Origin of the sequence: Stappia stellulata, assembly GCF_020176715.1 — a bacterium.
Classification (GTDB): Bacteria; Pseudomonadota; Alphaproteobacteria; order Rhizobiales; family Stappiaceae; genus Stappia.
Genome location: NZ_JAIVMF010000018.1, coordinates 19,896 through 42,372, shown reverse-complemented (window position 1 = coordinate 42,372; position 22,477 = coordinate 19,896). Strand labels below are relative to the sequence as shown.

The 22,477-nt window shown below is 65.6% G+C and carries 18 protein-coding genes; 10 read left to right on the top strand and 8 right to left on the bottom strand.

Going from position 1 to position 22,477, the window contains the following annotated elements:
• Positions 1 to 973 precede the first annotated feature (973 nt).
• The 6 genes from dnaA (at position 974) to rpsL (ending at position 8,827) form a co-directional block, all read left to right on the top strand.
• Positions 974 to 2,449: a chromosomal replication initiator protein DnaA gene (gene dnaA, locus LC092_RS17745; RefSeq protein WP_224808714.1), complete on the top strand. Its 1,476-nt coding sequence runs from the start codon at positions 974 to 976 to the stop codon at positions 2,447 to 2,449.
• Positions 2,450 to 2,733: 284 nt separating this feature from the next.
• Complete coding sequence (gene dnaN / locus LC092_RS17740; protein WP_224808713.1) at positions 2,734 to 3,852, top strand: DNA polymerase III subunit beta; 1,119 nt, start codon at positions 2,734 to 2,736, stop codon at positions 3,850 to 3,852.
• Between the two features lie 49 nt (positions 3,853 to 3,901).
• Positions 3,902 to 5,041, top strand: a complete 1,140-nt coding sequence (gene recF / locus LC092_RS17735) for a DNA replication/repair protein RecF (protein WP_224808712.1) — start codon at positions 3,902 to 3,904, stop codon at positions 5,039 to 5,041.
• A gap of 23 nt (positions 5,042 to 5,064) precedes the next feature.
• Positions 5,065 to 5,682, top strand: a complete 618-nt coding sequence (locus tag LC092_RS17730; protein ID WP_224808710.1) for a LysE family translocator — start codon at positions 5,065 to 5,067, stop codon at positions 5,680 to 5,682.
• Between the two features lie 205 nt (positions 5,683 to 5,887).
• Positions 5,888 to 8,341, top strand: coding sequence for a DNA topoisomerase (ATP-hydrolyzing) subunit B (gene gyrB / locus LC092_RS17725; RefSeq protein ID WP_224808708.1), 2,454 nt, complete (start codon positions 5,888 to 5,890; stop codon positions 8,339 to 8,341).
• A gap of 114 nt (positions 8,342 to 8,455) precedes the next feature.
• Positions 8,456 to 8,827, top strand: a complete 372-nt coding sequence (rpsL, locus tag LC092_RS17720) for a 30S ribosomal protein S12 (protein WP_029057738.1) — start codon at positions 8,456 to 8,458, stop codon at positions 8,825 to 8,827.
• A 153-nt stretch (positions 8,828 to 8,980) separates the two neighbouring features.
• On the opposite strand, the gene LC092_RS17715 is transcribed toward rpsL, so the two are convergent.
• From LC092_RS17715 to LC092_RS17680, 8 genes are all read right to left on the bottom strand, one after another.
• Positions 8,981 to 10,522, bottom strand: a complete 1,542-nt coding sequence (locus LC092_RS17715) for a cryptochrome/photolyase family protein (protein ID WP_224808706.1) — start codon at positions 10,520 to 10,522, stop codon at positions 8,981 to 8,983.
• Positions 10,523 to 10,720: 198 nt separating this feature from the next.
• On the bottom strand, positions 10,721 to 10,933 hold the full coding sequence (locus LC092_RS17710; protein ID WP_224808704.1) for a GcrA family cell cycle regulator: 213 nt from the start codon (positions 10,931 to 10,933) through the stop codon (positions 10,721 to 10,723).
• A 291-nt stretch (positions 10,934 to 11,224) separates the two neighbouring features.
• A complete protein-coding gene (locus LC092_RS17705; RefSeq protein WP_224808703.1) occupies positions 11,225 to 11,767 on the bottom strand; it encodes an OmpA family protein in 543 nt (180 codons plus the stop codon).
• Positions 11,764 to 12,462 carry a L,D-transpeptidase gene (locus LC092_RS17700; RefSeq protein ID WP_224808701.1) on the bottom strand — a complete coding sequence of 233 codons (699 nt, stop codon included), beginning with the start codon at positions 12,460 to 12,462 and terminating at the stop codon, positions 11,764 to 11,766. Before LC092_RS17700 ends, LC092_RS17705 begins: the two co-directional genes overlap by 4 nt.
• 127 nt (positions 12,463 to 12,589) lie before the next feature.
• Positions 12,590 to 14,221: an NTP transferase domain-containing protein gene (locus LC092_RS17695; RefSeq protein WP_224808700.1), complete on the bottom strand. Its 1,632-nt coding sequence runs from the start codon at positions 14,219 to 14,221 to the stop codon at positions 12,590 to 12,592.
• A complete protein-coding gene (locus LC092_RS17690) occupies positions 14,218 to 14,922 on the bottom strand; it encodes an XdhC family protein (RefSeq protein WP_224808698.1) in 705 nt (234 codons plus the stop codon). Before LC092_RS17690 ends, LC092_RS17695 begins: the two co-directional genes overlap by 4 nt.
• An 83-nt stretch (positions 14,923 to 15,005) precedes the next feature.
• Entirely contained in the window at positions 15,006 to 15,359 is a 354-nt protein-coding gene (locus tag LC092_RS17685) for an XdhC family protein (RefSeq protein WP_224808696.1), read from the bottom strand.
• Between the two features lie 137 nt (positions 15,360 to 15,496).
• On the bottom strand, positions 15,497 to 17,068 hold the full coding sequence (locus tag LC092_RS17680) for a phosphoenolpyruvate carboxykinase (protein WP_263627194.1): 1,572 nt from the start codon (positions 17,066 to 17,068) through the stop codon (positions 15,497 to 15,499).
• Positions 17,069 to 17,685: 617 nt separating this feature from the next.
• On the opposite strand from LC092_RS17680, the gene LC092_RS17675 reads away from it, so the two are divergent.
• The 4 genes from LC092_RS17675 to LC092_RS17660 all read left to right on the top strand — a co-directional run bounded on the left by LC092_RS17675 (position 17,686) and on the right by LC092_RS17660 (position 22,315).
• A complete protein-coding gene (locus LC092_RS17675) occupies positions 17,686 to 19,101 on the top strand; it encodes an MATE family efflux transporter (protein ID WP_224808692.1) in 1,416 nt (471 codons plus the stop codon).
• Positions 19,102 to 19,239: 138 nt separating this feature from the next.
• Positions 19,240 to 19,938, top strand: a complete 699-nt coding sequence (locus LC092_RS17670; RefSeq protein WP_029057728.1) for a response regulator transcription factor — start codon at positions 19,240 to 19,242, stop codon at positions 19,936 to 19,938.
• Between the two features lie 38 nt (positions 19,939 to 19,976).
• Complete coding sequence (locus LC092_RS17665) at positions 19,977 to 21,806, top strand: sensor histidine kinase (RefSeq protein WP_224808691.1); 1,830 nt, start codon at positions 19,977 to 19,979, stop codon at positions 21,804 to 21,806.
• The gene (locus tag LC092_RS17660) at positions 21,803 to 22,315 is read left to right on the top strand and encodes an HPr kinase/phosphorylase (RefSeq protein WP_224808689.1); all 513 of its coding nucleotides are present in this window, start codon (positions 21,803 to 21,805) and stop codon (positions 22,313 to 22,315) included. Before LC092_RS17665 ends, LC092_RS17660 begins: the two co-directional genes overlap by 4 nt.
• Positions 22,316 to 22,477: the final 162 nt, after the last annotated feature.

The following is a 22,477-nucleotide window of genomic DNA, read 5'->3' as shown; positions in this document are numbered from 1 at the left end:
CAAGAATGAACTCGACAAATTTTTTTTCGTGCACAGCAAAATGGGATTTGTCGGGTGTGCGAACGCCAAAATGCATTGAGTCAAAACGCCTTCCAAAATGCAGTGCCGGGGACAGGCAGGCCGAAGACGGGGCAGGGTTCGCACTGCGTTAACGAATTGCTCTCCGTCGCTGTTGCGAGCCCGAATTGGGCTGTGTATGGTCACTTCATCGGGCAGTCGCCCGGGTAAATCGAAACAAGAAATCGACTAAGGGCCTCTGGAAGAGCAATGATATATTTTTGTCAAAAATATACATTGGGTGGTTCTTGTAACCCCTTCCGGTCTCGTCATAAGCTTGTCTGGAGGTCTTGGCTTCGGCCACTTGGGATCTTCGAGTAGGAAGCTTTTAATCCTTAAAAAATGGCATGAGCGCCGCCAAATTACGTTTGGTGGAGCGAGTTTTATTGTCTGATTAAGGTGATGGATTTGCGGACATCAAGGGCGTGGCAAGACGGGCGACAAGGCCCGCGACAAAATGCTTGGCCCGTCCGACGGAGCTATCGGGAACAATGCGGGGCAACCGGCTGGCTTGCCTTGGTCTCGCGAAACGAAAATGAAAATGAGGGGCTTGACGATGAACGCGCAATGGACTTTCTGTGCCGCTCCGAATTCGGCGAAAGCGGTCAGGCGCGATCCTTAGCCCGCCCCGGCTGAGCCGACCGGTCGGACATCCCCGTCCGCCGGGCAACACTGGATCATTCAACCCACGCGCGGCCTGACGGGTCGGGGTTTGGCGGCGATGCTTCTTGCATCCGCGACCAACCACGCCGACGTCCTGCCACGCTTCACACAATGCCAACGGACGCGGCTCATCCGCTCCGGACGGGCTTTGCGCGCCAGCGCCAGAGGTCGTCGGGTAAAAAACGATGAAAAAACAAAGGTACAGCGGGTTCTGCGGCGGCGGACACTCCCGTTGGACAAGGAGGCGATCACGATGAACTTGCAGGAGATGCCGGCGACTGAACTCGCAGGTGCAGACCACTGGGTTCGTGTCAAGAAGCGGCTGCGAGCCGAACTGGGTGAAGATGTCTTCACAAGCTGGTTTGCCCGGGTCGATTTTGAGGATCACGCCAATGGCATCGTGCGCCTTTCCGTTCCGACCCGCTTCCTCAAGCAGTGGATTCAGTCGCATTATCTCGAGCGCCTGATCGGTCTGTGGCAGCGCGAATGCGACGATGTTCTGCGCATCGAACTGACGGTCCGTGGCGCCGTTCGTGCCCGCCCTGCGCCTCAGGCCGCGCTTGCCGGGTCCGTGCGTCCCTCGCCGTCGCTCAAGGCGGCCGACAAGCCGCGTCTGGAAGCCGTGGCCGGATCCGATGTGGCGCGCATGGCGCCGGCCGCCCAGCCGCGCACCGCGGCCCCGATGCCGGACGGGCTGGAAGGCGCCTCGCTCGATCCGAAATACACGTTCGACTCCTTCGTCGAGGGCGAGTCCAATGCCCTGGCTCTCGCTGCGGCGCGCCAGATCGCGACCGCGAGTGCCGTCACCTTCAATCCTCTGTATGTCCATGCCTCCGTTGGGCTTGGCAAGACGCACCTGATGCAGGCGATCGCGAGTTCTGCGCGGGCGTCGGGGAAGCGGGTGCTCTACCTGACGGCGGAACATTTCATGTATCGCTTCGTCGCCGCCCTGAAGGCGCAGTCCGCGCTGGCGTTCAAGGACACGCTGCGCACCATCGATCTCCTGCTGATCGATGACATGCAGTTCCTTCACGGCAAGCAGGTCCAGCAGGAATTCTGCCACACGCTCAACGCTTTGATCGATGGTGCCCGCCAGGTCGTCGTCGCGGCGGACCGTCCGCCCTCCGATTTGGAGACGCTGGACGACCGGATGCGCTCGCGTCTGGCCGGCGGCCTCGTCGCGGCGATCTCCGAGCCGGACTACGGCCTGCGCCGCGCGATCCTTACCGGCCGCGTCGATACGGTGCGCCGTGCCCATCCGAGCTTTGCCATCCCCGAGAGCGTCCTCGACTATGTCGCGCGCAACGTCGGCACCTCCGGCCGCGACCTTGAAGGCGCTCTCAACCGGCTGATCGCCCACAACCAGCTGACCAACCAGCCGGTCACCCAGGAGATGGCCGAGGCGACCCTGCGCGATCTGGTGCGCAACACCGAGCCGCGGCGGGTGAAGATCGAGGACATCCAGCGCGTGGTGTCGAAACACTACAGCGTGTCGAAGGCCGACCTTCTGTCGGCCCGCCGCACCCGGACCATCGTGCGTCCGCGTCAGATCGCGATGTATCTCGCCAAGATGATGACCCCGCGCTCCCTGCCGGAAATCGGGCGTCGCTTCGGCAACCGAGACCACACCACCGTCTTGCACGCCGTTCGCAAGATCGAGGACCTGAGCCGCAACGACAGTACGCTCGCGCAGGAAATCGATCTGCTGAAGCGCATGCTCGACGCCTGAGGCCGGAGCGCCGAGAGGCGCGGCCGTGGTCCGTCGCGCGCGTGAGTGCGGGGCGAAAGCGGCGCGGCCCATGTGCCGGTATCGACCTGCAACTGCAGGCCCGCTGCCCAAAACCGCCGCTTTCCCGCAAGCGGCGGTTTTCTGCGGATAATGGGCGGCAATCGGGCGCTTGCCTCTTGCTTTTTGCAGCGCCAAGGGCCAGTGTCGACGCCCATTTCGCCGTCGCGGCTTATCCTTGCGGACGCGGCCTCCCGGTGCCAACGCATTTGACAACGGACGACACAATGAAAGTGACGCTTGAGCGGACGGATCTCCTGAAGTCCCTGACCCATGTCCACCGTGTCGTCGAACGCCGGAACACCATCCCGATCCTTTCGAATGTGCTGTTGCGCTGCGAGGCGGGTGAGCTGGCGTTGAAGGCGACCGATCTCGATCTCGAAATCTCCGAGCGCATCGCGGCGCATGTGGAGCAGCCGGGCGCAACGACCGTGCCCGCGCACATGATCTACGACATCGTGCGCAAGCTGCCCGAGGGCTCCCAGGTCGCGCTCGAGACCTCCGGCGACAATGCGACGCTGGAGATCCGCGCCGGGCGCTCGCGCTTCGCGCTGCAGATGTTGCCGGAATCGGATTTCCCGGACATCACGGCCGGCGATTTCACCCATTCCTTCACGCTGACCGCGCGCGACATGCGCACGGTGCTCGATGCCACGCAGTTCGCGATCTCCACCGAGGAGACGCGCTACTATCTCAACGGCATCTACATGCATGCCGTCGCGACCGAGGCGGGCGAGCGCTTCCGCGGTGTCGCGACCGACGGTCACCGCCTGGCGCGCGCCGAAATTCCGGCGCCGTCCGGTGCCACCGGCATGCCGGGCATCATCGTGCCGCGCAAGACGGTCGGCGAGATGCAGAAGCTTCTGGAAAACCCGGATGCCGAAGCGCGGATCGAGATCTCCGAGACCAAGATCCGCATCACCACCGGCAATGTCATCTTGACCTCGAAGCTGATCGACGGGACGTTCCCGGATTACGGTCGCGTCATTCCGCAGAACAACGACAAGGAAATGCTGGTCGACCGCGACGAGTTCAAGTCGGCGGTGGACCGTGTCTCGACGATCTCGTCGGAGCGCGGGCGGGCCGTGAAACTGGCGATTTCCGAAGGGCGGATGGTTTTGACGGTGGTTAATCCCGACTCCGGGTCGGCAACCGAGGAACTGGCGGTCGACTATGAGTCCGATCCGCTCGAGATCGGCTTCAATTCGCGCTATCTGCTGGAGATCGCCGGTCAGTTGCGCGGCGACACGGCGTCGTTCCGTTTTGCCGACGCCGGCGCGCCGACGCTGATCCAGGACAAGGGCGTGGAAGACGCACTCTATGTCCTGATGCCGATGCGGGTCTGACCGGCGGGGTGATCCGCAGGCCGCGAGATCGGAGAAAGAAAGGCGCGCGATGGGCGAGCCGGTCAGGGTTGCCCTGCGCAGCCTCACCTTGTCTGATTTCAGGAACTACCAAACGCTTTCCGTGACCTTCGATGCGCCGATGGTCGCCCTCGTGGGGGAAAACGGCGCGGGAAAGACCAACCTCCTTGAAGCGATCTCGCTGCTGACGGCGGGCCGCGGCCTGCGCCGTGCAGCCCTTGAAGATCTGGCGCGCCGCGGCGCGCCGCACGGTTGGGCGGTGTCGGCGCGGGTCGAGGGCATCGGCGGCGAGACGCGAATCGGGGTCGGGCACACCGCCGGCGATCCCGGTCGTCGGATCCGGATCAACGGATCTGACGCGCGCAGCTCCGAAATGCTTCTCGACTATCTGCGGGTTCTCTGGCTTCTGCCCTCCATGGACGGCTTGTTCACCGGACCGGTGGGCGACCGGCGACGGTTTCTGGACCGCTTGGTTCTGGCCATCGATCCGGGACACGGGCGGCGGGTCGCGGATCTGGAGCGGACCCTGCGGGCGCGCAATCGCCTTCTCGACGAGCGCGGGTCCGATGCCTTCCTCGATGCGGTGGAGGCGCAGCTTGCGCCGCTCGCCGTCGCCGTCAGCTATGCCCGGCAGGAGACCGTGAGCCTGCTGCGCGAGCGCATGGCCTCCCAGGCCGAGGCCGGACAGCCGTTTCCGCAGGCCGACGTTCTCCTTACCGGAGGCTTCGAGGACAGCGCCGCCGGGGTTGCGGCGGGCGATCTGGAAGATGCCTATCGCGAGATGCTCGCCGCCGGCCGCTATCGCGACCGGGCGGCGGGACGCACGCTCCAGGGGCCGCATCGCTCGGACCTGACGGTGCGCCATGTCGCCAAGGACATGCCGGCCGCGCTTGCCTCCACCGGCGAGCAGAAGGCCCTGTTGATCGGCCTGGTTCTGGCGCATGCGGAAGTGGCCGCGGCCACCGCCGGCCTGACGCCGCTGCTGCTGCTCGACGAGGTCGCGGCCCATCTCGATCCCGACCGCCGCCGCGCGCTTTTTGCGCGTCTTGCCGACCTTGGCCTGCAGGTGATGATGACCGGCACGGATCCGTTCCTGTTCGCCGAACTGCCGGAGGCAAGCCGGATACTAAAGGTCGCAAACGGACGCGTTTCTCCCTATAGTGCGGCGTAATCTCCAAAAGGATCCCTCCCTCGATGGAACTCTCTGCTCTTGCGGTCTTTGCGCTGTCCCTGATGGTGATGGCGGCGATCCCCGGTCCCGGCATCGCAGCGATCGTTGCGCGCGTGCTCGCGCACGGTCGCGAGGGCGCCATGGCGTTTTGCCTCGGCGTCGCCCTCGGCGACGTGATCTGGCTCGGCTTCGCCGTGGCCGGTCTCGCGGTGGTTGCGAAGACGTTCGGGGTGGCCTTCCTGGTGATCAAGTATCTGGGGGCGGCCTATCTGCTCTATCTTGCCTGGAAGATGTGGACGGCGAGCGGCGACAGCGGACTTGGCGGCGTGCCGCGGCCCCGCACCGCGCGCCCTTTCCAACTGATGATGGGCGGTCTCGCCGTGACCATGGGAAACCCCAAGGTGATGGTCTTCTATCTTGCGCTTCTGCCCAACATCATCGCCCTCGAAACGGTCACGATGATCGGCTATCTCGAGCTCAGTCTGGTTACCCTCGCCGTGCTCGCCCTGGTGCTTGGCGCCTATTGCGTGCTCGCAGATCGCGCGCGCCGGCTGATTTCCAGTCCAAGGGCCGTTCGACTGCTCAACAGGTTTGCGGGCTCGGTGATGGCGGGCGCCGCCGTCGCGGTGGCCACGCGTTGACGTTTCCGCGACCGCGAGATGTCGGCCAAGCTCCCGGCAGCATTGTGTTTTCCGGGCTTGTCCGGGCTGGCGGCGGGACCGGTCCGATGCGCGGCCCGGGCGCGATCCGCATCTCGCCGTCCAAGGCCGGTTTCGGTTGGTTGAATGCGGCTCGTTACCCCGTATAACCTCTTTAAACTCGTCACCCAGTGAGCGATTGATTCGTATGAACGACACACCGACGCCCAGCGAAAACGACCCGACCCTCCCGCAGGATCCGGATGCCTATGGCGCCGGCTCGATCAAGGTCCTCAAGGGCCTGGATGCGGTGCGCAAGCGTCCCGGCATGTATATCGGCGACACCGACGACGGGTCGGGCCTGCATCACATGGTCTATGAGGTCGTCGACAACGCCATCGACGAGGCGCTGGCCGGTCATGCCGACCGGGTCACGGTGGCGCTCAATGCCGACGGCTCGGTGACCGTCTCCGACAACGGCCGCGGCATTCCGACCGAACTGCACCCGGAAGAGGGGGTGTCGGCGGCCGAAGTGATCATGACCCAGCTGCATGCGGGCGGCAAATTCGACCAGAATTCCTACAAGGTCTCCGGTGGCCTCCACGGGGTCGGCGTCTCCGTCGTCAACGCGCTGTCGTCCTGGCTGGAATTGCGCATCTGGCGCAACGGCAAGGAGCACGCCATGCGCTTCGAGCACGGCGATGCCGTGTCGCCGCTGAAGGTCGTTGCCGAGTCCGAAGGGCGCAAGGGCACGGAAGTGAGCTTCCTGCCCTCGACCGAGACTTTCACCAAGACGGAGTTCGATTTCGCGACGCTGGAGCACCGTCTGCGCGAGCTGGCGTTCCTCAACTCCGGCGTTCGCATTCTCCTGACCGACAAGCGCGGCGTCGAGGATGTCGCCGTCGAGCTTTACTACGAAGGTGGGCTCGAGGCCTTCGTGCGCTATCTCGACCGCGCCAAGCATCCGCTGATCGCGGATCCGGTGGTGATGAAGGCGGAGCGCGATGGCATCACCGTGGAGGCGGCGCTGTGGTGGAACGACAGCTATCACGAGCAGGTTCTGTGCTTCACCAACAACATCCCCCAGCGTGACGGCGGCACCCATCTTGCCGGCTTCCGCGGGGCGCTGACCCGCCAGATGACCGGGTATGCCGACCAGTCGGGGATCCTGAAGCGCGAGAAGGTCTCGCTTACGGGCGACGATTGCCGCGAGGGCCTGACCTGCGTCCTGTCGGTGAAGGTGCCGGATCCGAAGTTCTCCTCGCAGACCAAGGACAAGCTCGTGTCCTCGGAAGTGCGGCCGGTGGTGGAAAACATCATCAACCAGACGCTGTCGACCTGGCTGGAGGAAAATCCGGCGCCGGCGCGCGTGCTCGTTGCCAAGATCGTGGAAGCGGCCAGCGCCCGCGAAGCCGCGCGCAAGGCGCGCGAGCTGACCCGCCGCAAGGGCGCCCTCGATATTGCCTCCCTGCCGGGAAAACTCGCCGACTGCCAGGAGCGCGACCCGGCCAAGGCCGAACTCTTCCTGGTGGAGGGCGATTCCGCCGGCGGCTCCGCAAAGCAGGGCCGCAGCCGTGAAAATCAGGCGATCCTGCCGCTGCGCGGCAAGATCCTCAACGTCGAGCGGGCGCGCTTCGACAAGATGCTCTCTTCCAACGAGATCGGCACGCTGATCACCGCGCTCGGCACGGGCATCGGCAAGGAAGAGTTCAATCTCGAGAAGCTGCGCTATCACAAGATCATCATCATGACGGACGCCGACGTCGACGGCGCCCATATCCGCACGCTGCTCCTGACGTTCTTCTTCCGCCAGATGCCGGACCTGATCGAGCACGGCCACATCTATATTGCCCAGCCGCCGCTCTACAAGGTGAAGCGTGGCAACTCCGAGCAGTATCTGAAGGACGAGGACGCGCTGGAGCGCTACCTGATCGACACCGGTCTGGAGGATTGCGCGCTGACGCTTGCCAATGGCGAGGTGCGCACCGGGCAGGATCTGCGTGCGGTGGTCGAGACGGCCCGCAACGTGGCCCACACGCTGGACGGCCTGCACTCCCGCTACGACCGGGATGTGGTGGAACAGGCGATCATCGCCGGGGCGCTCAACCCGGATGTCCATGACGATCCGGAACGTGCGCGGGAGGCGGCCGCCTATATCGCGCGCCGGATGGACATTCTGGCGGATGAATTCGAGCGCGGCTGGGAAGGCCGGGTTCTCGACAATGGCGATCTGGTGTTCGAGCGTATCGTGCGCGGCGTGAAGGAAGTGGCGACCATCGACGCGGCGCTGATCGCCTCCGCCGATGCGCGCAAGCTCGACGCGCGTGCCGCGACCCTTCAGGAGGTCTTCGGCAAGGCGGCGACGCTCACGCGCAAGGATACGGACACGCCGATCCGCGGGCCGCGCGCGCTGCTGGCGGCGGTCTTCGCCCAGGGGCGCAAGGGCATTTCCATGCAGCGCTACAAGGGCCTTGGCGAGATGAATGCCGAGCAGCTCTGGGAAACGACCCTCGACCCCCATGCGCGTTCGCTGCTGCAGGTGAAGGTGCGCGAGGCCGATGCGGCCGACGATATCTTCACCAAGCTGATGGGCGACGACGTCGATCCGCGCCGCACGTTCATCCAGGACAATGCCCTGTCCGTGGCCAATCTCGACGTGTAGATTGCCGCGCGCGCAGAAACCTTGCCTGCGCGGCAATCTCCCTTTGACAAAGCCGGTCGCTCCCCCTATACGAAGCGGCCAAGACATTCCTCAAAAACAAGCCGCAAGCAACCTATGCCGACAATCAATCAGTTGGTTCGTCAGAACCGCAAGCCGACCGTCAAGAAGTCCAAGACGCCTTCGCTGGCCGGAAACCCGCAGAAGCGCGCCGTATGCACCCGCGTGTACACGACCACGCCGCGTAAGCCGAACTCGGCTCTGCGTAAGGTCGCCCGCGTGCGTATGACCAATGGCAACGAAGTCACCGCCTACATCCCGGGCGAGGGCCACAACCTGCAAGAGCACTCGGTCGTGCTCGTGCGCGGTGGTGGACCGAACGACCTTCCGGGTGTGCGCTACCGCGTGATCCGCGGCGTGCTCGACACCCAGGGCGTCAAGGATCGTAAGAAGCGCCGTTCGCTCTACGGTTCCAAGCGTCCGAAGTAAGCCGCGCTCGGCGACAGACGCCGAAGGCAGTTTGCGCGCAAATTTTGACCCCCGGCACTGCCGGGGGTTTTTGCGTTTGCACAGCGGGACTGGTTTGCACAGCGCGATTGGGCGGCGCGATCGGGGGACCGCCGCCGGTCGGGGACGGGCCTGTCAGAGCGTTCCGCGATCGAGCCTGTCGAGGGTGCGGCGCGCGGCCGTGCGATAGGCGGCCTGGGTGTCCGGTTTCATCCGCTCCCAGGTGCGATAGGGCTGGGCCAGGCGGGCATTTTTGCCCAGAACCTCCTTGTTGCGCAGCAGGAAGTCCCAGTAGAGCGGATTGAATGGACAGGCGTTCTCGCCGGTCTTGTCCTTCACGTCGTAGTGGCAGCCGCTGCAGTAGTCGGACATCTTGTTGATGTAGTTGCCGCTCGCCGCATAGGGCTTTGAACCGAGAAGCCCGCCGTCGGCGAACTGGCTCATGCCAAGCGTGTTGGGCAATTCCACCCATTCATAGGCATCGGCATAGACGGCGAGATACCATTCGTGGATCTGTCGCGGCTCGACACCCGACAGCAGTGCGAAGTTGCCGGTGACCATCAGCCGTTGGATGTGATGGGCATAGGCCTGCTCGCGCGTCTGTTCCACCGCATCGCGGACGCAGGCCATCTTCGTGTCGGCAGTCCAGTAGAATTCGGGCAGGTCGCGGTCGGCGGACAGAAAGTTCTCCTGCGCGTAGTCCGGCATCTTCAGCCAGTAGATCCCGCGCACATATTCCCGCCAGCCGATGATCTGGCGGATGAACCCCTCAACCGCGTTCAGCGGCGCATGGCCGTCGTGATAGGCGGCCTCGACCGCGCGACAGGTCTCCAAGGGGTCGAGCAGGCCCGCATTGAGATACAGCGCCAGGACCGAGTGATAGAGGAACCGTTCCCCGGCCAGCATCGCATCCTGATAGTCGCCGAAACCGGGCAGGGCGGTCTTGATGAAATGGGTCCGCGCCGCCTTCGCGTCTTTTTGCGTGACCGCGAACCAGAACGGCTCGAGGTCGCCGAACCGGTCGGGAAAGTTCCTGTCCACGAGGTCGAGCACCGCGCGGGTGGTCTCGTCCGGCGTCGACTGTCGCGGTGAGGGCATGAACAGGTCGCCCGTCGCCGGCATGCGATTGTCGGCATCGAAGTTCCATTGCCCGCCGACCGGATCGTCACCGTCCATCAAGAGCCCCGTCTTGCGGCGCATGTCCCGGTAGAAATATTCCATGCGCAGCTGCTTGCGGCCTTCCGCCCACTTGGCGAAGGCGTCATGCGAGCACAGGAAACGGTCGTCGGGGCAGATCTCGACCGGGACCCCGAGTTGCTTTTCCCAGCCCTTCATCGCCTGAAGCACCCGCCACTCGCCGGGCTCCGTGACACGGATGCTGTCTGGCGAATGACGGGCGACCGCGCGCTTGATCTCGCCGGTGAAGGATCCGCTGTTGTCCGGATCGTCGAGCGTTACATAGTCGACGGTCCATCCCGCGCTTTCGAGCGCGCTGGCATGGTGGCGCATGGCCGAGAACAGGAAGGCGATCTTCTTGCGGTGGTGCGCGACGTACTCGGTTTCTTCAACGACCTCCATCATCAGCACCCGCGCCGTTGCAGGGTCGGCGTCGCGAAGCGACGCGAGGTCGAGCGTGAGCTGGTCGCCAAGAACGGGGATGAGGACGGTGGATGTCATGGGCGGGCAGGTATCCGGAGCGCGGGGAGGGGGGACGTTTGCGTTCTCTACCGGCTACGCAGCCCGTGAGGGCGTGGATTGCCGCGACAGCGCGCGGGGAGGGGAAACGAAAGAGCCGCCGGCGCGGTCGCCGGCGGCTCTTGAACGGTGGATCATGTGTGACGACCGGGAAAGGCGTTTCCCGTCGCGTGCAAGGTCTCAGGCGGCGATCCGCTTCTGGGCGCGGAAGGCGATCGGCGCATTCTCGCGGTTGCGGCGGCGCTCTTCCGGGGAGATATAGACGAGCGCGCGGTGCTCGTCGCAGTAGGACACCCCTGCCTCGACGCGGTTGCGGCACGGGAAGGAGTAATTGCCGCCTGTTCCTTCAGCCCACTTGCATTGGCCGGCGCGCGGAAGTCGAAGATCAGTCATGGCGTTGCTTACCTTTGTTCAGGCGCACCCATCATCCGGCGGGCGGTAAGGCCCTTGCGCCCCTCAGGAGCGGTCATGTCATCGCACGAGGATGTCATCGGACGAAGTTGTGCAAGAATGCCGGGGGCATGACCGCCGCCCGGCATGAGAAATTCTTTCTGTAATATAAGTGTCACAACGCTCCGCGCCAAGCGCATCCCCTGCATGGGAGCCATGTAATTATTGCAGTGCAGCATTGTGGTTAACGCAATCAGGCGAGCGGATGCGGCCCCGCCTGGATACCACGTTGTTTCAGCGTTCCTTTTCCTCGCGCAGGTTGGTCACGACACGACGGTTCTGTGCCTTGCATTCTTCTTCCGGGCAATGGCGGACCTTGCGCTCCGTACCGTAGCCCTTGGCCCAGAGCCGTCCGGGCGCGACGCCCTTCGAGACCAGATAGGCCATGGCGGCATTGGCGCGCTTGGTCGACAGGGACGTGTTTTGCGCTTCGGTGCCGGGATCGTCGGCAAAACCCTGGATCTTGGCGTACCAGCCCGCGTTCCTGTTCAGCCAGTCGGCCTGCTTGTCGAGCGTCATGCGCGCGGTTTCGTCGATCTCCGCGGACCCCGGCTTGAAATAGGTCCGCCGACCGACATTGAGCATGAAGGCCTCTTCGCTCCCGGGAGCGATATTGGCGAAACCGATCGCCGGGGCGTTGGTGACATTGGGGGTGGCGACCGTGTCCGTGGTGTTGCAGCCGGCGAGGGCGGCCGAACCGGCCACCAGCACAAGGCCGAGGGCGAGACGTCTGGCGTTTGCTGTCGTCACGCGGCTGGAGCTCCTGATGTGCGTCATCCGTCCTGCGACCCCGCACCCAGATGCTCCAGAACCGAGACACGTGTCCCGACCGGACAGCGCTGGTAGAGATCGATCACGTCTTCCGGGAACATGCGGATGCAGCCGGAGGAGACGTCGCTGCCGATGCTCCAGGGTTCCAGCGTGCCGTGCAGCCGGTAACCTGTGTCCGCGCCGCTGTCGTGATGCAGATAGAGCGCGCGCGGGCCGAGCGGGTTGTTCGGCGCCCCGCCTTTCACCAGGCGGGGAAGGTCCGGCTGGCGCTGGAGCATCTCGGGAGGCGGGACCCAGCGCGGCCATAGCGCCTTGCGCTTGATCTGCGCGCGTCCGTACCATTTGAAGCCGTCGCGACCGACGCCGACCCCGTAGCGCAGCGCCGTGTTGTTTTCCCAGATCCAGTAGAGAAAGTGATTGCGGGTGTCGACGACGACGGTGCCCGGCGATTCCTCGGACAGATATTTGACCATCTGTCGGCGCCACTGCGGCTTGATCACCGAGAAATTCGTGCGCCGATAGGCAAACCCGTTGTCTTCCAGGGTTCCGTCGAACCACTTCGAGGATGCGATGGCGGGCGTCGGCAGCGCCGCGCAGGCAAGGGCCGCACCGCCGGCGACCAGAAGGCTGCGCCGCGACAGCGCGCCCGGCACTCTCACGCCGGCCCCTGCGCGGCTTGCGGGTGTCAGTTCGTGGGTCATGCCCTCTCCTCCTCTGACGGGCGGGCCTTGTCGGGACGGCATCACGGCGAGTGGGGTTGCCGGCCTCTTCCGTCGCGGGTCCGCCGGACCTCGACGCGCAACATTACGGGACAGAAGCCGGAAAAGGTCAATCCCGGGCGGGGGTATGCCGCGGCGGGACGGCGCCCGCCGCGGCAAGCGCCTCCGGCGTGTCGAGGTCGAGCCGGGCGCCGGGACCCGTTTCGACCAGTGCCAGATCGTCCGGATGCTGGTCGAGCAGGTGCCGGGCGCCGCTGTCGCCTTCCAGTCGGGCCAGCGCCTCGAAGTGGCTCTTGTCCCAGAGCACCGGATTTCCGCGTTTGCCCTCATGCGCGGCGCCGACCACCAGGACGCCGGCCTCCGGCGCATAGGTCGCAATCATCCGGTCGATTGCCTCCGCCGTGACCTCCGGCATGTCCGCAAGAAGGATGAGCGCGGCGTCTGCGGCCTCCGGCAATGCGGTGACGCCTGCGCGAATGGAACCGGCCATGCCCTCGGCGTAATCCGGATTGTGGACGATCGTCACCGGCAGTCCGTCCAGCGCGGCCTCGATCTCCCGGCCCATGTGGCCGGTGACCACGGTGAGCGAGGCGAGGCCGCTTGCAAGGGCGTTGCGCGCGGCGATGCGCACGACCGGCTCGCCGTCGATTGTCGCCAGAAGCTTGTTGATACCGCCGGCCCGCCGCGCCTGGCCTGCGGCGAGCAGGATGCCGTCGACCCTGTGGGCCCGCGCCGCGCGGCCGGGCGAAGCTTCTCGCGGTTGCGGGCGTGTGCCGATTTCCATCAGGAGGCCGCCGACCCCCATTGCCATGATGTCGTCCGGGGTGACCGGACAGTCCGCCATGTAGCGGTCGAGCACCCAGTCGAAACCGTTTTCCTTGGGGCTGCGCGCGCAGCCCGGAGCGCCGATGATCGGGACCTTGCCGATATGGCCGATCAGCAGGAGATTGCCCGGATCGACCGGCATGCCGAAATGATCCACGCCGCCGCCCGCTGCCCGGATGCCTTGCGGGATCACGTCCGCCGGATCGACGATCGCGGAGGCTCCGAAGATGAGAACCATGTCGACGCCGGCGGCAACCTGGTCGCGAATGGCGCCGGCGACGTCGGCGACGGTGTGGGCAACACGCAACTCGCCTGCAAGCCTTGAGCCGGAGACGGCGAGCCGGGCCTCGGTGATGCGCCGTGTCTTGTCGAGCGTTGCGGGCTTCACATGCGGCAGCGTCGTTGCGACGAGCCCGACGCTGCGGGCGCGAAACGGCGCGACGCGCACGGCCGCCCGCGCGACACTCTCGGCCCGGGAAATCGCCTCCTCGCCGACGGCGAACGGAATGATCTTTGCGGTTGCGACCATGCGCCCGCCCGTCACCCTCTCGAAAGCCGGCAGGGTGGCCAGCGTGATCGCCGGGTCGACCCGGTTCACCGCATTGATGGCGGCGGCATCGACGATGAGGAGACCGTCGGTTGCTGCATGAAGGTTGACCCGGCCGGTGAAGGCCGGGGCGAGGGTGAGCCCGCCGCCGTCGGCGGCCTGCGCGAGTCGCTCCGCGGCCCTGTCCTCATGGCAGTCGTCTGCTTCGAGACGCGCCGCAACGACCTCCTCGATCCGTGCCGCTTCAAGCCTGCGGATGTCCTCGGCTTGCAGGCAGTGCCCCTTCTTCAAGGCGCCCCCGTCGAGGCGGATGGTGTGGGCGAGCAGGGCGCCTTGCGCATCGCGCGTGCGAAGCGGGCCGAATTTCACGACGCCGTCTCCGGCCCTTTGCGCAGGGCGCGAATGATATTGGCAAGCACGGCGACTGCGATTTCCGCCGGCGAGGCCGCGCCGATATCGGCGCCGATGGGCGCATCGAGGCGCTCGAAATCCGTCGCGCTGACGCCGGCTTCCAGCAGGCGCTCGCGGCGCCTTGCGTGGGTCTTGCGGCTGCCGAGCGCCCCGACATAGAAGCACCCGGCGGCAAGGGCTGCCCGCAACGGCGCGTCGTCGATCTTCGGATCGTGGGTCAGGGCGGCAACGGCGGTATAGGGATCGAGCGCGACCTGATCTTGCACGTCCTCCGGCCATTCGGCGAGCAGCGTTCCGCCGGGAAAGCGCTCCGGCGTGGCAAAGGCGGTGCGCGGATCGATGACCACCACATCGAAACCGGCGATCTGCGCCATCGGCACCAGCGCCTGGCTGATGTGGACGGCACCGATCAGGACGAGACGCGGCGGCGGCACGCTCACAGTCAAAAAGAGCTGGGTCCCGTCGGCGCTCTCGACGATGCCGGACTTTCCCGACCGGAACCGGCGGGCCACCTCTTCGGCGAGCGGGTCGCCGGCAAGGTCGTCGTCCGGGCTGATCAGGCGCTGGGCTTTGCCGGCGTCGTCCAGCGCGGTGACGAGGATCGCCGGCCGGCGGCCGGTGCGGGCGGCATTGAAGCGGGAGAGAAGGTCGATGTCCATCAGGGTCAGCTTCTGTCGATCACGGGCGTGATGCAAAGGGGCGTCGGTGAAGGGCAGGGCGCGGTGAAGGGCCCGACCGTTTCCTAGGTCGGTGCCGGGTCCCGCCTGACCGGTTCGACGAACACCCGGATGCGTCCGCCGCAGGACAGGCCGACGCGCCACGCGGTTTCGTCGGCGACGCCGAACTCGAGCATGGCAGGTTTCTTGGTGGAGATAACCTCGACGGCCTCGGCCACGACGGCGCCTTCGACGCATCCGCCCGAGACCGATCCCTCGAAGTTTCCCTCCGAATCGATCACCAGATGCGCGCCGACCGGGCGGGGCGCGGAGCCCCAAGTCTCGACGACGGTGGCAAGGGCCACGTCACGGCCTTCCCGTGTCCAGGTTTCGGCCAGCGCGAGCGGGTCGGTGGCATTGGCGTCGGCGGTCGACTGCATGGGATCTCCTCCGTTTGGCCAGAATATAGTCCGCCCGAGCGCCTCTGCACAGGGACGGCCGTCCGGCGCCCCCCAAAAGCAAAGGGGCGAAGCCTTGCCGGCTCCGCCCCTTGCGTCAGTGCAGGAGGTCGCTCGCCTTATTCGGCGGCGGCGCGAAAGGAGGGAGCTGCGGCCAGCACCGTGCCGTCGACGTGGCTTTCGAACTTCGCGAAATTCGCCACGAACATCTCCACCAGCTTGGCGGCCTGTGCGTCATAGGCCGCCGGCTCCGCCCAGGTCGAGCGCGGGTCGAGGATCTTGCTGTCGACGCCGCGGACCTCGATGGGAACCGCAAAGCCGAAGTTCGGATCGGTGCGGCATTCCGTGTCGCGCAGCGAGCCGTCGAGCGCGGCACCGAGCAGGGCACGGGTGGCGCGGATCGGCATGCGGTTGCCGATGCCGTAGGCGCCACCGGTCCAGCCGGTGTTGACCAGCCAGCAGTCGACATTATGCGCGGCGATCAGGCTGCGCAGCAGGTTGCCGTATTCCGAGGGATGCCGAGGCATGAAGGGAGCTCCGAAGCAGGTCGAGAAGGTCGCCTGCGGCTCGGTCACGCCCTTTTCGGTGCCGGCGACCTTCGCCGTGTATCCGGACAGGAAGTGGTACATCGCCTGGGCCGGCGTGAGCTTTGCGATCGGCGGCAGCACGCCGAAGGCATCGGCCGTCAGCATGATGATGTTCTTGGGCTGCGGGGCCGTGCCGGTCGCGCTGGCATTGGGAATGAAGTCGATCGGATAGGCGCAGCGGGTGTTTTCGGTCTTCGACCCGTCGTCGAAATCGGGGACGCGGGTCGCCTCGTCGAGAACGACGTTCTCCAGCACGGTGCCGAACCGCTTGGTCGCGGCATAGATTTCCGGCTCGGCCTCTTCGGAGAGTTTGATCGTCTTGGCGTAGCAGCCGCCCTCGAAATTGAAGATGCCTTCCGGACCCCAGCCGTGTTCGTCGTCGCCGATCAGGGTGCGCGACGGGTCGGCAGAAAGCGTCGTCTTGCCGGTGCCCGACAGGCCGAAGAACACCGCCGTGTCGCCCGCGTCGCCGAGATTGGCGGAGCAATGCATCGGCATCACGCCCTTTTCCGGCAGCAGGAAGTTGAGGAGCGAGAACACCGACTTCTTCATCTCGCCGGCATAGGAGGTGCCGGCGATCAGCACGATCTTGTTGGTGAAGTCGCAGGCGATCAGCGTCTCGGAGCGGCAGCCGTGGCGTGTCGGATCCGCCTTGAAGCTCGGCAGGTCGATGATCGTCATCTCCGGCACGAAGCCGGCAAGCTCGGCGCGCTCCGGCCGGATCAGCAGATTGCGGATGAACAGCGAGTGCCAGGCATATTCGGTGAAGACGCGGACGTTGATGCGGTTGGCCGGCTCTGCGCCGCCGTAAAGGTCCTGGGCGTAGAGCGACATGCCGCGCGCATGGGCAATCATGTCGGCATGCAGGGTGGCGAAGGCGTCGGAGCTCATCTGGGCGCTGTTGTCCCACCACACGGTGTCGCGGGTGGCGTCGTCGAGCACGACGAACTTGTCCTTGGGCGAACGGCCGGTATGGACGCCGGTCTCGACCACGAGCGCGCCACCATCGGCAAGCACGGCTTCGCCGCGTCGCAAGGCATGTTCGTAAAGCGCAGGCGCCGAAAGATTGTGATGAAGCTCGCCGAGGTCGGTCAAACCGCCCATTTCCGCGGGAGTTGACCGAAGCCCTACGCCCTGATCCGCCATGTTCCGAGATCCCTGTCTGCGTTTCCGGTGTCGCGCGTTTTTGATGTCGCGTTGGTTTGCGTGTTCCGGCAGCAAGGCGAAACGACCGGTTTGTGTCACCCTTCGGTGACGGATCGCCAGCTTGCCTTGCGCCGTGGTCCTGCTCGTTTGAGATACGCCCTGCCTTGATCCGGATGCCCGGAATGCCGGTCGTCGATTTGCCCGATCCTGTTTCCCGCAGCCGTTCGGTTGAACGGATGATCGAGTAAACCGCAAGTTGCGGCAAGCGCCTTCGATTTGAGCAAAGTGAACCTAGAGGATGGGTCTTCGATCAACAAGCGCAAGATCCCTCGCAAAATGCGACTTAATCGATTTAATACTCGGAACCGCAAAACAGAATTTCTTTCATAGGCAAATTAACCAAGCCCGGAGGTCGTCCCGATGCGGAATGCCTGTTTCAATCCGGTGAAATTTCGGATTGCGCATTCCGAAAGGGCTTGCCGGGGCCGTCGATTGGGCGCAGGTGTTTCTGGTTGCAAGTGCGCGACCGACCGCGCCCGGTTCGCCGCCGACCTCTGCCCTGCCAAGGACGATCGATGACAGCCACGCCCGCCCGCCCCTCGGACCCTTTGGCGAGACATTTTGCTAGAACCGTGGTGCTGGCGATTCCGATCATTGTGGCGCGGGCCGCGCTCGTGGTGATGTTTTCCGTCGATACGCTGATGGTCGGGCGGATCAGCTCCCAGGATCTGGCCTATTTCGGCCTCGGCGTTGCCCCGCAGCTGACCTTGATGCTGATCGCCGTCGGCGCGCTTCAAGCCGCGTCCGTGCTGACCGCCCAGGCTATCGGCGCCGGACGGGTGCAGCAGGTGGGTGTCGTGTTCAGGACATCCGTCGCCCATGCGCTGGCCATGGGCGTGGCGGTGTTCGGTCTGTCGCTCTTGGCCGGGCCGTTTTTCCTGGCCATCGGCCAGGCGCCGGATCTCGCGGCGGGCGCGGCGACCGTGTCCGTCGCCTTCGGGGTGGGCATGCCCGGAACCCTGCTGTTCATCGCCTGCAATCTCTTTATGGAATCCACCGGACGCCCCAAGACCGGGATGGCGATCATGCTCGGCGCCAACCTGCTCAACGTGCCGTTGAACCTCGTCTTCGGCTTCGGCTGGGGCGGGCTTGTCGCGCCGATGGGCGCGGAGGGGATCATGCTGGCCAGTTCGCTGGCGCGCACCGCGGCGGGCCTGTCGATTGTCGCCATTCTGGTGCTTTCCGCGCTGCGAATGGATACGTTCCGCATCCTGTCCCTTGAGGGAGCGCAGGGGAGCGAGCGTCCCGGCCTTGCCAGCCTGTTTCGCGGGCCCGAGGCGGCAAGCCTGCGTCGCATGGGACTGCCCATGGGATTGGCGCAAGGGGTGGAGAGCGCGGCCTTCGCGACGGTGGTGATGTTCGCCGGGTTGATCGGCACCGCCGAGCTCGCCGCCTATCAGACCACGATGACGCTGGTGACCCTGACCTTCATGATGGCGATCGGCACGGCCGGTGCGACCGCCATCCGGGTCGGCCGGGCCTTCGGCGAAGACCGCCGCCTGGACATGGCGCGGGCCGGCTGGATGGGCATTGCGCTGGGTGGCCTGTGGCCCGTTCCCGTCGCGATCTGCTTTCTGGTCTCGCCGGAAACGGCCGCGCGTCTGGTGACGGACGATCCGGTCACCGTCGCGGCGGCGTCGCAGGCGCTTTTCGTCGCCGGGCTGATGCTGTCGGTCGATGCCATGATGGCCGTTGCGCTCGGCGCATTGCGCGGCATGGGCGATGTCTGGTGGCCGACGATGTTGCAGATCGCGGCCTTCTGGTGCGTCGCGATCCCGGTCGCCTATTTCGGCGGGCTGGTGATGGATCTTGGCGCGGGCGCCCTGATCGGCGGCCTGCTTGCCGGTATTCTGGTGTCGCTTGCCGGCCTTTTGACACGCTATCATCTTGCCACCCGGGACCGCGCCCGAAACACCGCAGCGTTGCCCTGAAAGCACGGGTTTTGCCCTTTCGCGACCGGCGCTGCACGGATCGTTCCCGTCTCCGCGTCATAATTTGCGCGCATTTTCACCGCCAAGGCTGGTAAACACGAAACACCGCGCGAAAAGAATGGGAACAGGACCCGGATTATGCCGACGATTGCGCTTGTGGACGATGACCGCAACATTCTCACTTCGGTATCCATCGCCCTGGAGAGCGAGGGATATCGTGTGCATTCCTACACGGACGGCGCCTCCGCCCTCGACAGGCTGGTGACCGACCCGCCGGATCTGGCGATCTTCGATATCAAGATGCCGCGCATGGATGGAATGGAGCTTCTGCGCCGGTTGCGCCAGAAGTCCGATCTGCCGGTGATTTTCCTCACCTCCAAGGACGACGAGATCGACGAGCTCTTCGGCCTGAAGATGGGGGCGGATGATTTCATCCGCAAACCGTTCTCGCAGCGCCTTCTGGTGGAACGGGTCAAGGCCGTGTTGCGCCGGGTCCAGCCGCGCGACGCCACGGCGACCAAGCCGGAAAGCGACAAGCTGCTCGAGCGTGGCGATCTCGTCATGGATCAGGAGCGGCATACCTCCATGTGGAAGGGAAAGCCGGTCACGCTCACGGTCACCGAGTTCCTGATCCTCTACGCGCTCGCCCATCGGCCGGGCGTGGTCAAGAGCCGCAATGCGCTGATGGATGCGGCCTATGACGATCAGGTCTATGTCGACGACCGGACCATCGACAGCCACATCAAGCGGCTGCGCAAGAAGTTCAAGATCGTTGACGACAGCTTCGACATGATCGAAACGCTTTACGGCGTGGGCTACCGCTTTCGGGAGAGTTGAGGGACCCGGCGGTCACCGGGCCGCCGCGGGGACAACATATGGTAACGGAAGTCGAGACAGGCAAAGAGGCCGGGTCGGCGCGGCGCGCCGCCAGCGCTGCGGACCGGCCGTCGACCCTGCGCACGCTCGGCAACAGGCGTTTTCGCAGGCGCTTCTTGTCGCGTACCTTCGGCTTCCTCGGCCCCTATCTCACTTCGTCGCTCACGCGCCGCATCGTGGTGCTCAATCTCGCGGGGCTTTTTGCTCTCGTCGCGGGCATTCTCTATCTCAACCAGTTTCGCGCCGGCCTGATTGACGCCCGGGTGCAGAGCCTGCTGACCCAGGGCGAAATTATTGCAGGCGCGATCGCGGCGTCCGCAACGGTCGAGACTGACGGCCTGATGGTCGATCCCGAACAGCTCCTGCAGCTGCAGGCCGGTGAAAGCCTGTCGCCGTCCGACGGCGCGCGCCTGCTCGATTTCCCGATCAATCCCGAGCGGGTGGCGCCGGTCCTGCGCCGCCTGATCTCGCCAACCAAGACCCGCGCCCGGATCTATGACCCGGAAGGGATCCTCATTCTCGATTCGCGCCATCTGTATGCGCGCGGCCAGATCCTGCGGTTCGACTTGCCGCCGCCGACGACGGAAACGCCGGGGCTGTGGGAGCAGATCTGGTCCGACGTCAAGCTCTGGTTCCGGCGTGGCGACCTTCCGCTCTACGAGGAAATCGGCGCCGGCAACGGGCGGGCCTATCCCGAGGTCGAGGCGGCGCTGGCCGGATCTCCGGCAAGCGTTGTGCGCGTGTCGCCGCGCGGCGAGCTGATCGTATCGGTCGCGGTTCCCGTGCAGCGCTTCCGTGCGGTTCTTGGGTCGCTGCTGCTGTCGACCCAGGGCGGCGACATCGACGCCATCGTGCGCGCCGAGCGCGTCGCGATCATGCGGGTGTTCCTGGTTGCGGCCGCGGTGACGGTGGTCCTGTCGATCCTGCTCGCCGGCACCATTGCCGGCCCGGTGCGCCGGCTGGCCGCCGCCGCCGAACGGGTGCGCCGCGGGATCAAGTCGCGTGAGGAGATCCCGAATTTCTCCGAACGCCGGGACGAGATCGGCCATCTGGCGCGCGCACTGCGCGACATGACCAATGCGCTCTACAATCGCATGGACGCGATCGAGACCTTCGCGGCGGATGTGTCGCACGAATTGAAGAACCCGCTGACCTCGCTGCGCAGCGCGGTCGAAACGCTGCCGCTTGCCCGCAAGCCGGAAGCGCGCGACCGCTTGATGGAAATCATCCAGCACGACGTGCGCCGTCTCGACCGGCTGATCACCGATATCTCGGACGCCTCCCGGCTTGATGCGGAACTCGCCCGCGCCGATGCCGAACCCATCGACATCGCAGCCCTGCTGCGCGGCGTCGCCGATCTCGCCAACGAGCGCGCCGCCCCGGGTGAGGCGCCCGTGGTGATCACCATCGCGCCGTCCCGGCGCGACCACCCCTATCGCATCAACGGCCACGACAGCCGTTTGGCGCAGGTGATCAACAATCTGATCGACAACGCCCGTTCGTTCTCGCCGCCGGGCGCCAAGGTTCGCATCGACTGCACGCGGCTGGCCGACGCGGTCGAGATCACCGTCGACGACGACGGTCCGGGCATCAAGCCCGATGTCCGGGACCGGATTTTCGAGCGGTTCTATACCGACCGCCCCGAGGCGGAGGGCTTTGGCAACAATTCCGGCCTTGGCCTGTCGATCTCGCGGCAGATCGTCGAGGCCCACCAGGGCCGGATTTCCGTCGACAACCGGCAGGAACGCGATCCGGCCACCGGGGAGACGAAAATCCTCGGTGCCCGCTTCACCGTTCGCCTGCCGGCGGATGCGAAGCCGCGGGCATGACTGGGAGACCCGAGACGATCCACGGATCCTGCGTGCTGCTCGGCGCTGACGGTGTCCTGCTTCGCGGGGCGTCGGGTGCCGGCAAGTCGCGGCTGGGCGACCGCCTCGTTGCCCATATGCGCCGCACCGGCGCCTTCGCCGCCCATGTCGCCGATGACCGGCTCGTGCTGAGCGCACAGGGCGGTCGGCTCGTCGCCGAACCGCCGGCAGCCCTCGCCGGGCTGTGGGAGCGGCGCGGCGAGGGCATTCAACGGGTTTCTCATGAAGCGCGCGCCGTCGTCCGGCTGCTCGTCGACCTGATGCCGGAGACGGAAATCGGGCGTCTTCCGGAGCCGGAAGAGGGCGTCGTCGCGCTGTGCGGTGTCAGGGTTGCGCGGCTTCAGGTGCCGCTTCCGCTGGCCGATGACGCGATCGACCGCGTTCTGGCGCATCTGGCGGGTGGACTGCGGTTTCTTGCGCCCGGCGGGGACGAAATCGCAGCGGATCGATCCCCAACGTCGGATCGCTGACGGAAAAGGCGGCAATGCGCGCCGATTTTTCTTGCACTGCAGTGCCCCCTTGCTGACATTGGGCCTCCGGCGCGGGCAGGAGGGATTGCCCTTCGCTCACGAGGGGCGGGACATTCACCGGATCCGAGAGTCGCCGGATCCAACAGGCGACACGCCTGAGCA

Bases quoted from the DNA above. Each gene is read 5' to 3' on its own strand.
- LC092_RS17690 (WP_224808698.1), bottom strand. From the start codon at position 14,922: ATGGACATCGACCTTCTCTCCCGCTTCAATGCCGCCCGCACCGGCCGC.
- dnaA (WP_224808714.1), top strand. From the start codon at position 974: ATGAACTTGCAGGAGATGCCGGCGACTGAACTCGCAGGTGCAGACCAC.
- LC092_RS17705 (WP_224808703.1), bottom strand. From the start codon at position 11,767: ATGACGCACATCAGGAGCTCCAGCCGCGTGACGACAGCAAACGCCAGA.
- rpsL (WP_029057738.1), top strand. From the start codon at position 8,456: ATGCCGACAATCAATCAGTTGGTTCGTCAGAACCGCAAGCCGACCGTC.
- gyrB (WP_224808708.1), top strand. From the start codon at position 5,888: ATGAACGACACACCGACGCCCAGCGAAAACGACCCGACCCTCCCGCAG.
- LC092_RS17700 (WP_224808701.1), bottom strand. From the start codon at position 12,462: ATGACCCACGAACTGACACCCGCAAGCCGCGCAGGGGCCGGCGTGAGA.
- LC092_RS17680 (WP_263627194.1), bottom strand. From the start codon at position 17,068: ATGGGCGGTTTGACCGACCTCGGCGAGCTTCATCACAATCTTTCGGCG.
- LC092_RS17730 (WP_224808710.1), top strand. From the start codon at position 5,065: ATGGAACTCTCTGCTCTTGCGGTCTTTGCGCTGTCCCTGATGGTGATG.
- LC092_RS17715 (WP_224808706.1), bottom strand. From the start codon at position 10,522: ATGACATCCACCGTCCTCATCCCCGTTCTTGGCGACCAGCTCACGCTC.
- LC092_RS17710 (WP_224808704.1), bottom strand. From the start codon at position 10,933: ATGACTGATCTTCGACTTCCGCGCGCCGGCCAATGCAAGTGGGCTGAA.
- LC092_RS17685 (WP_224808696.1), bottom strand. From the start codon at position 15,359: ATGCAGTCGACCGCCGACGCCAATGCCACCGACCCGCTCGCGCTGGCC.
- LC092_RS17675 (WP_224808692.1), top strand. From the start codon at position 17,686: ATGACAGCCACGCCCGCCCGCCCCTCGGACCCTTTGGCGAGACATTTT.
- dnaN (WP_224808713.1), top strand. From the start codon at position 2,734: ATGAAAGTGACGCTTGAGCGGACGGATCTCCTGAAGTCCCTGACCCAT.
- recF (WP_224808712.1), top strand. From the start codon at position 3,902: ATGGGCGAGCCGGTCAGGGTTGCCCTGCGCAGCCTCACCTTGTCTGAT.
- LC092_RS17665 (WP_224808691.1), top strand. From the start codon at position 19,977: ATGGTAACGGAAGTCGAGACAGGCAAAGAGGCCGGGTCGGCGCGGCGC.
- LC092_RS17660 (WP_224808689.1), top strand. From the start codon at position 21,803: ATGACTGGGAGACCCGAGACGATCCACGGATCCTGCGTGCTGCTCGGC.
- LC092_RS17670 (WP_029057728.1), top strand. From the start codon at position 19,240: ATGCCGACGATTGCGCTTGTGGACGATGACCGCAACATTCTCACTTCG.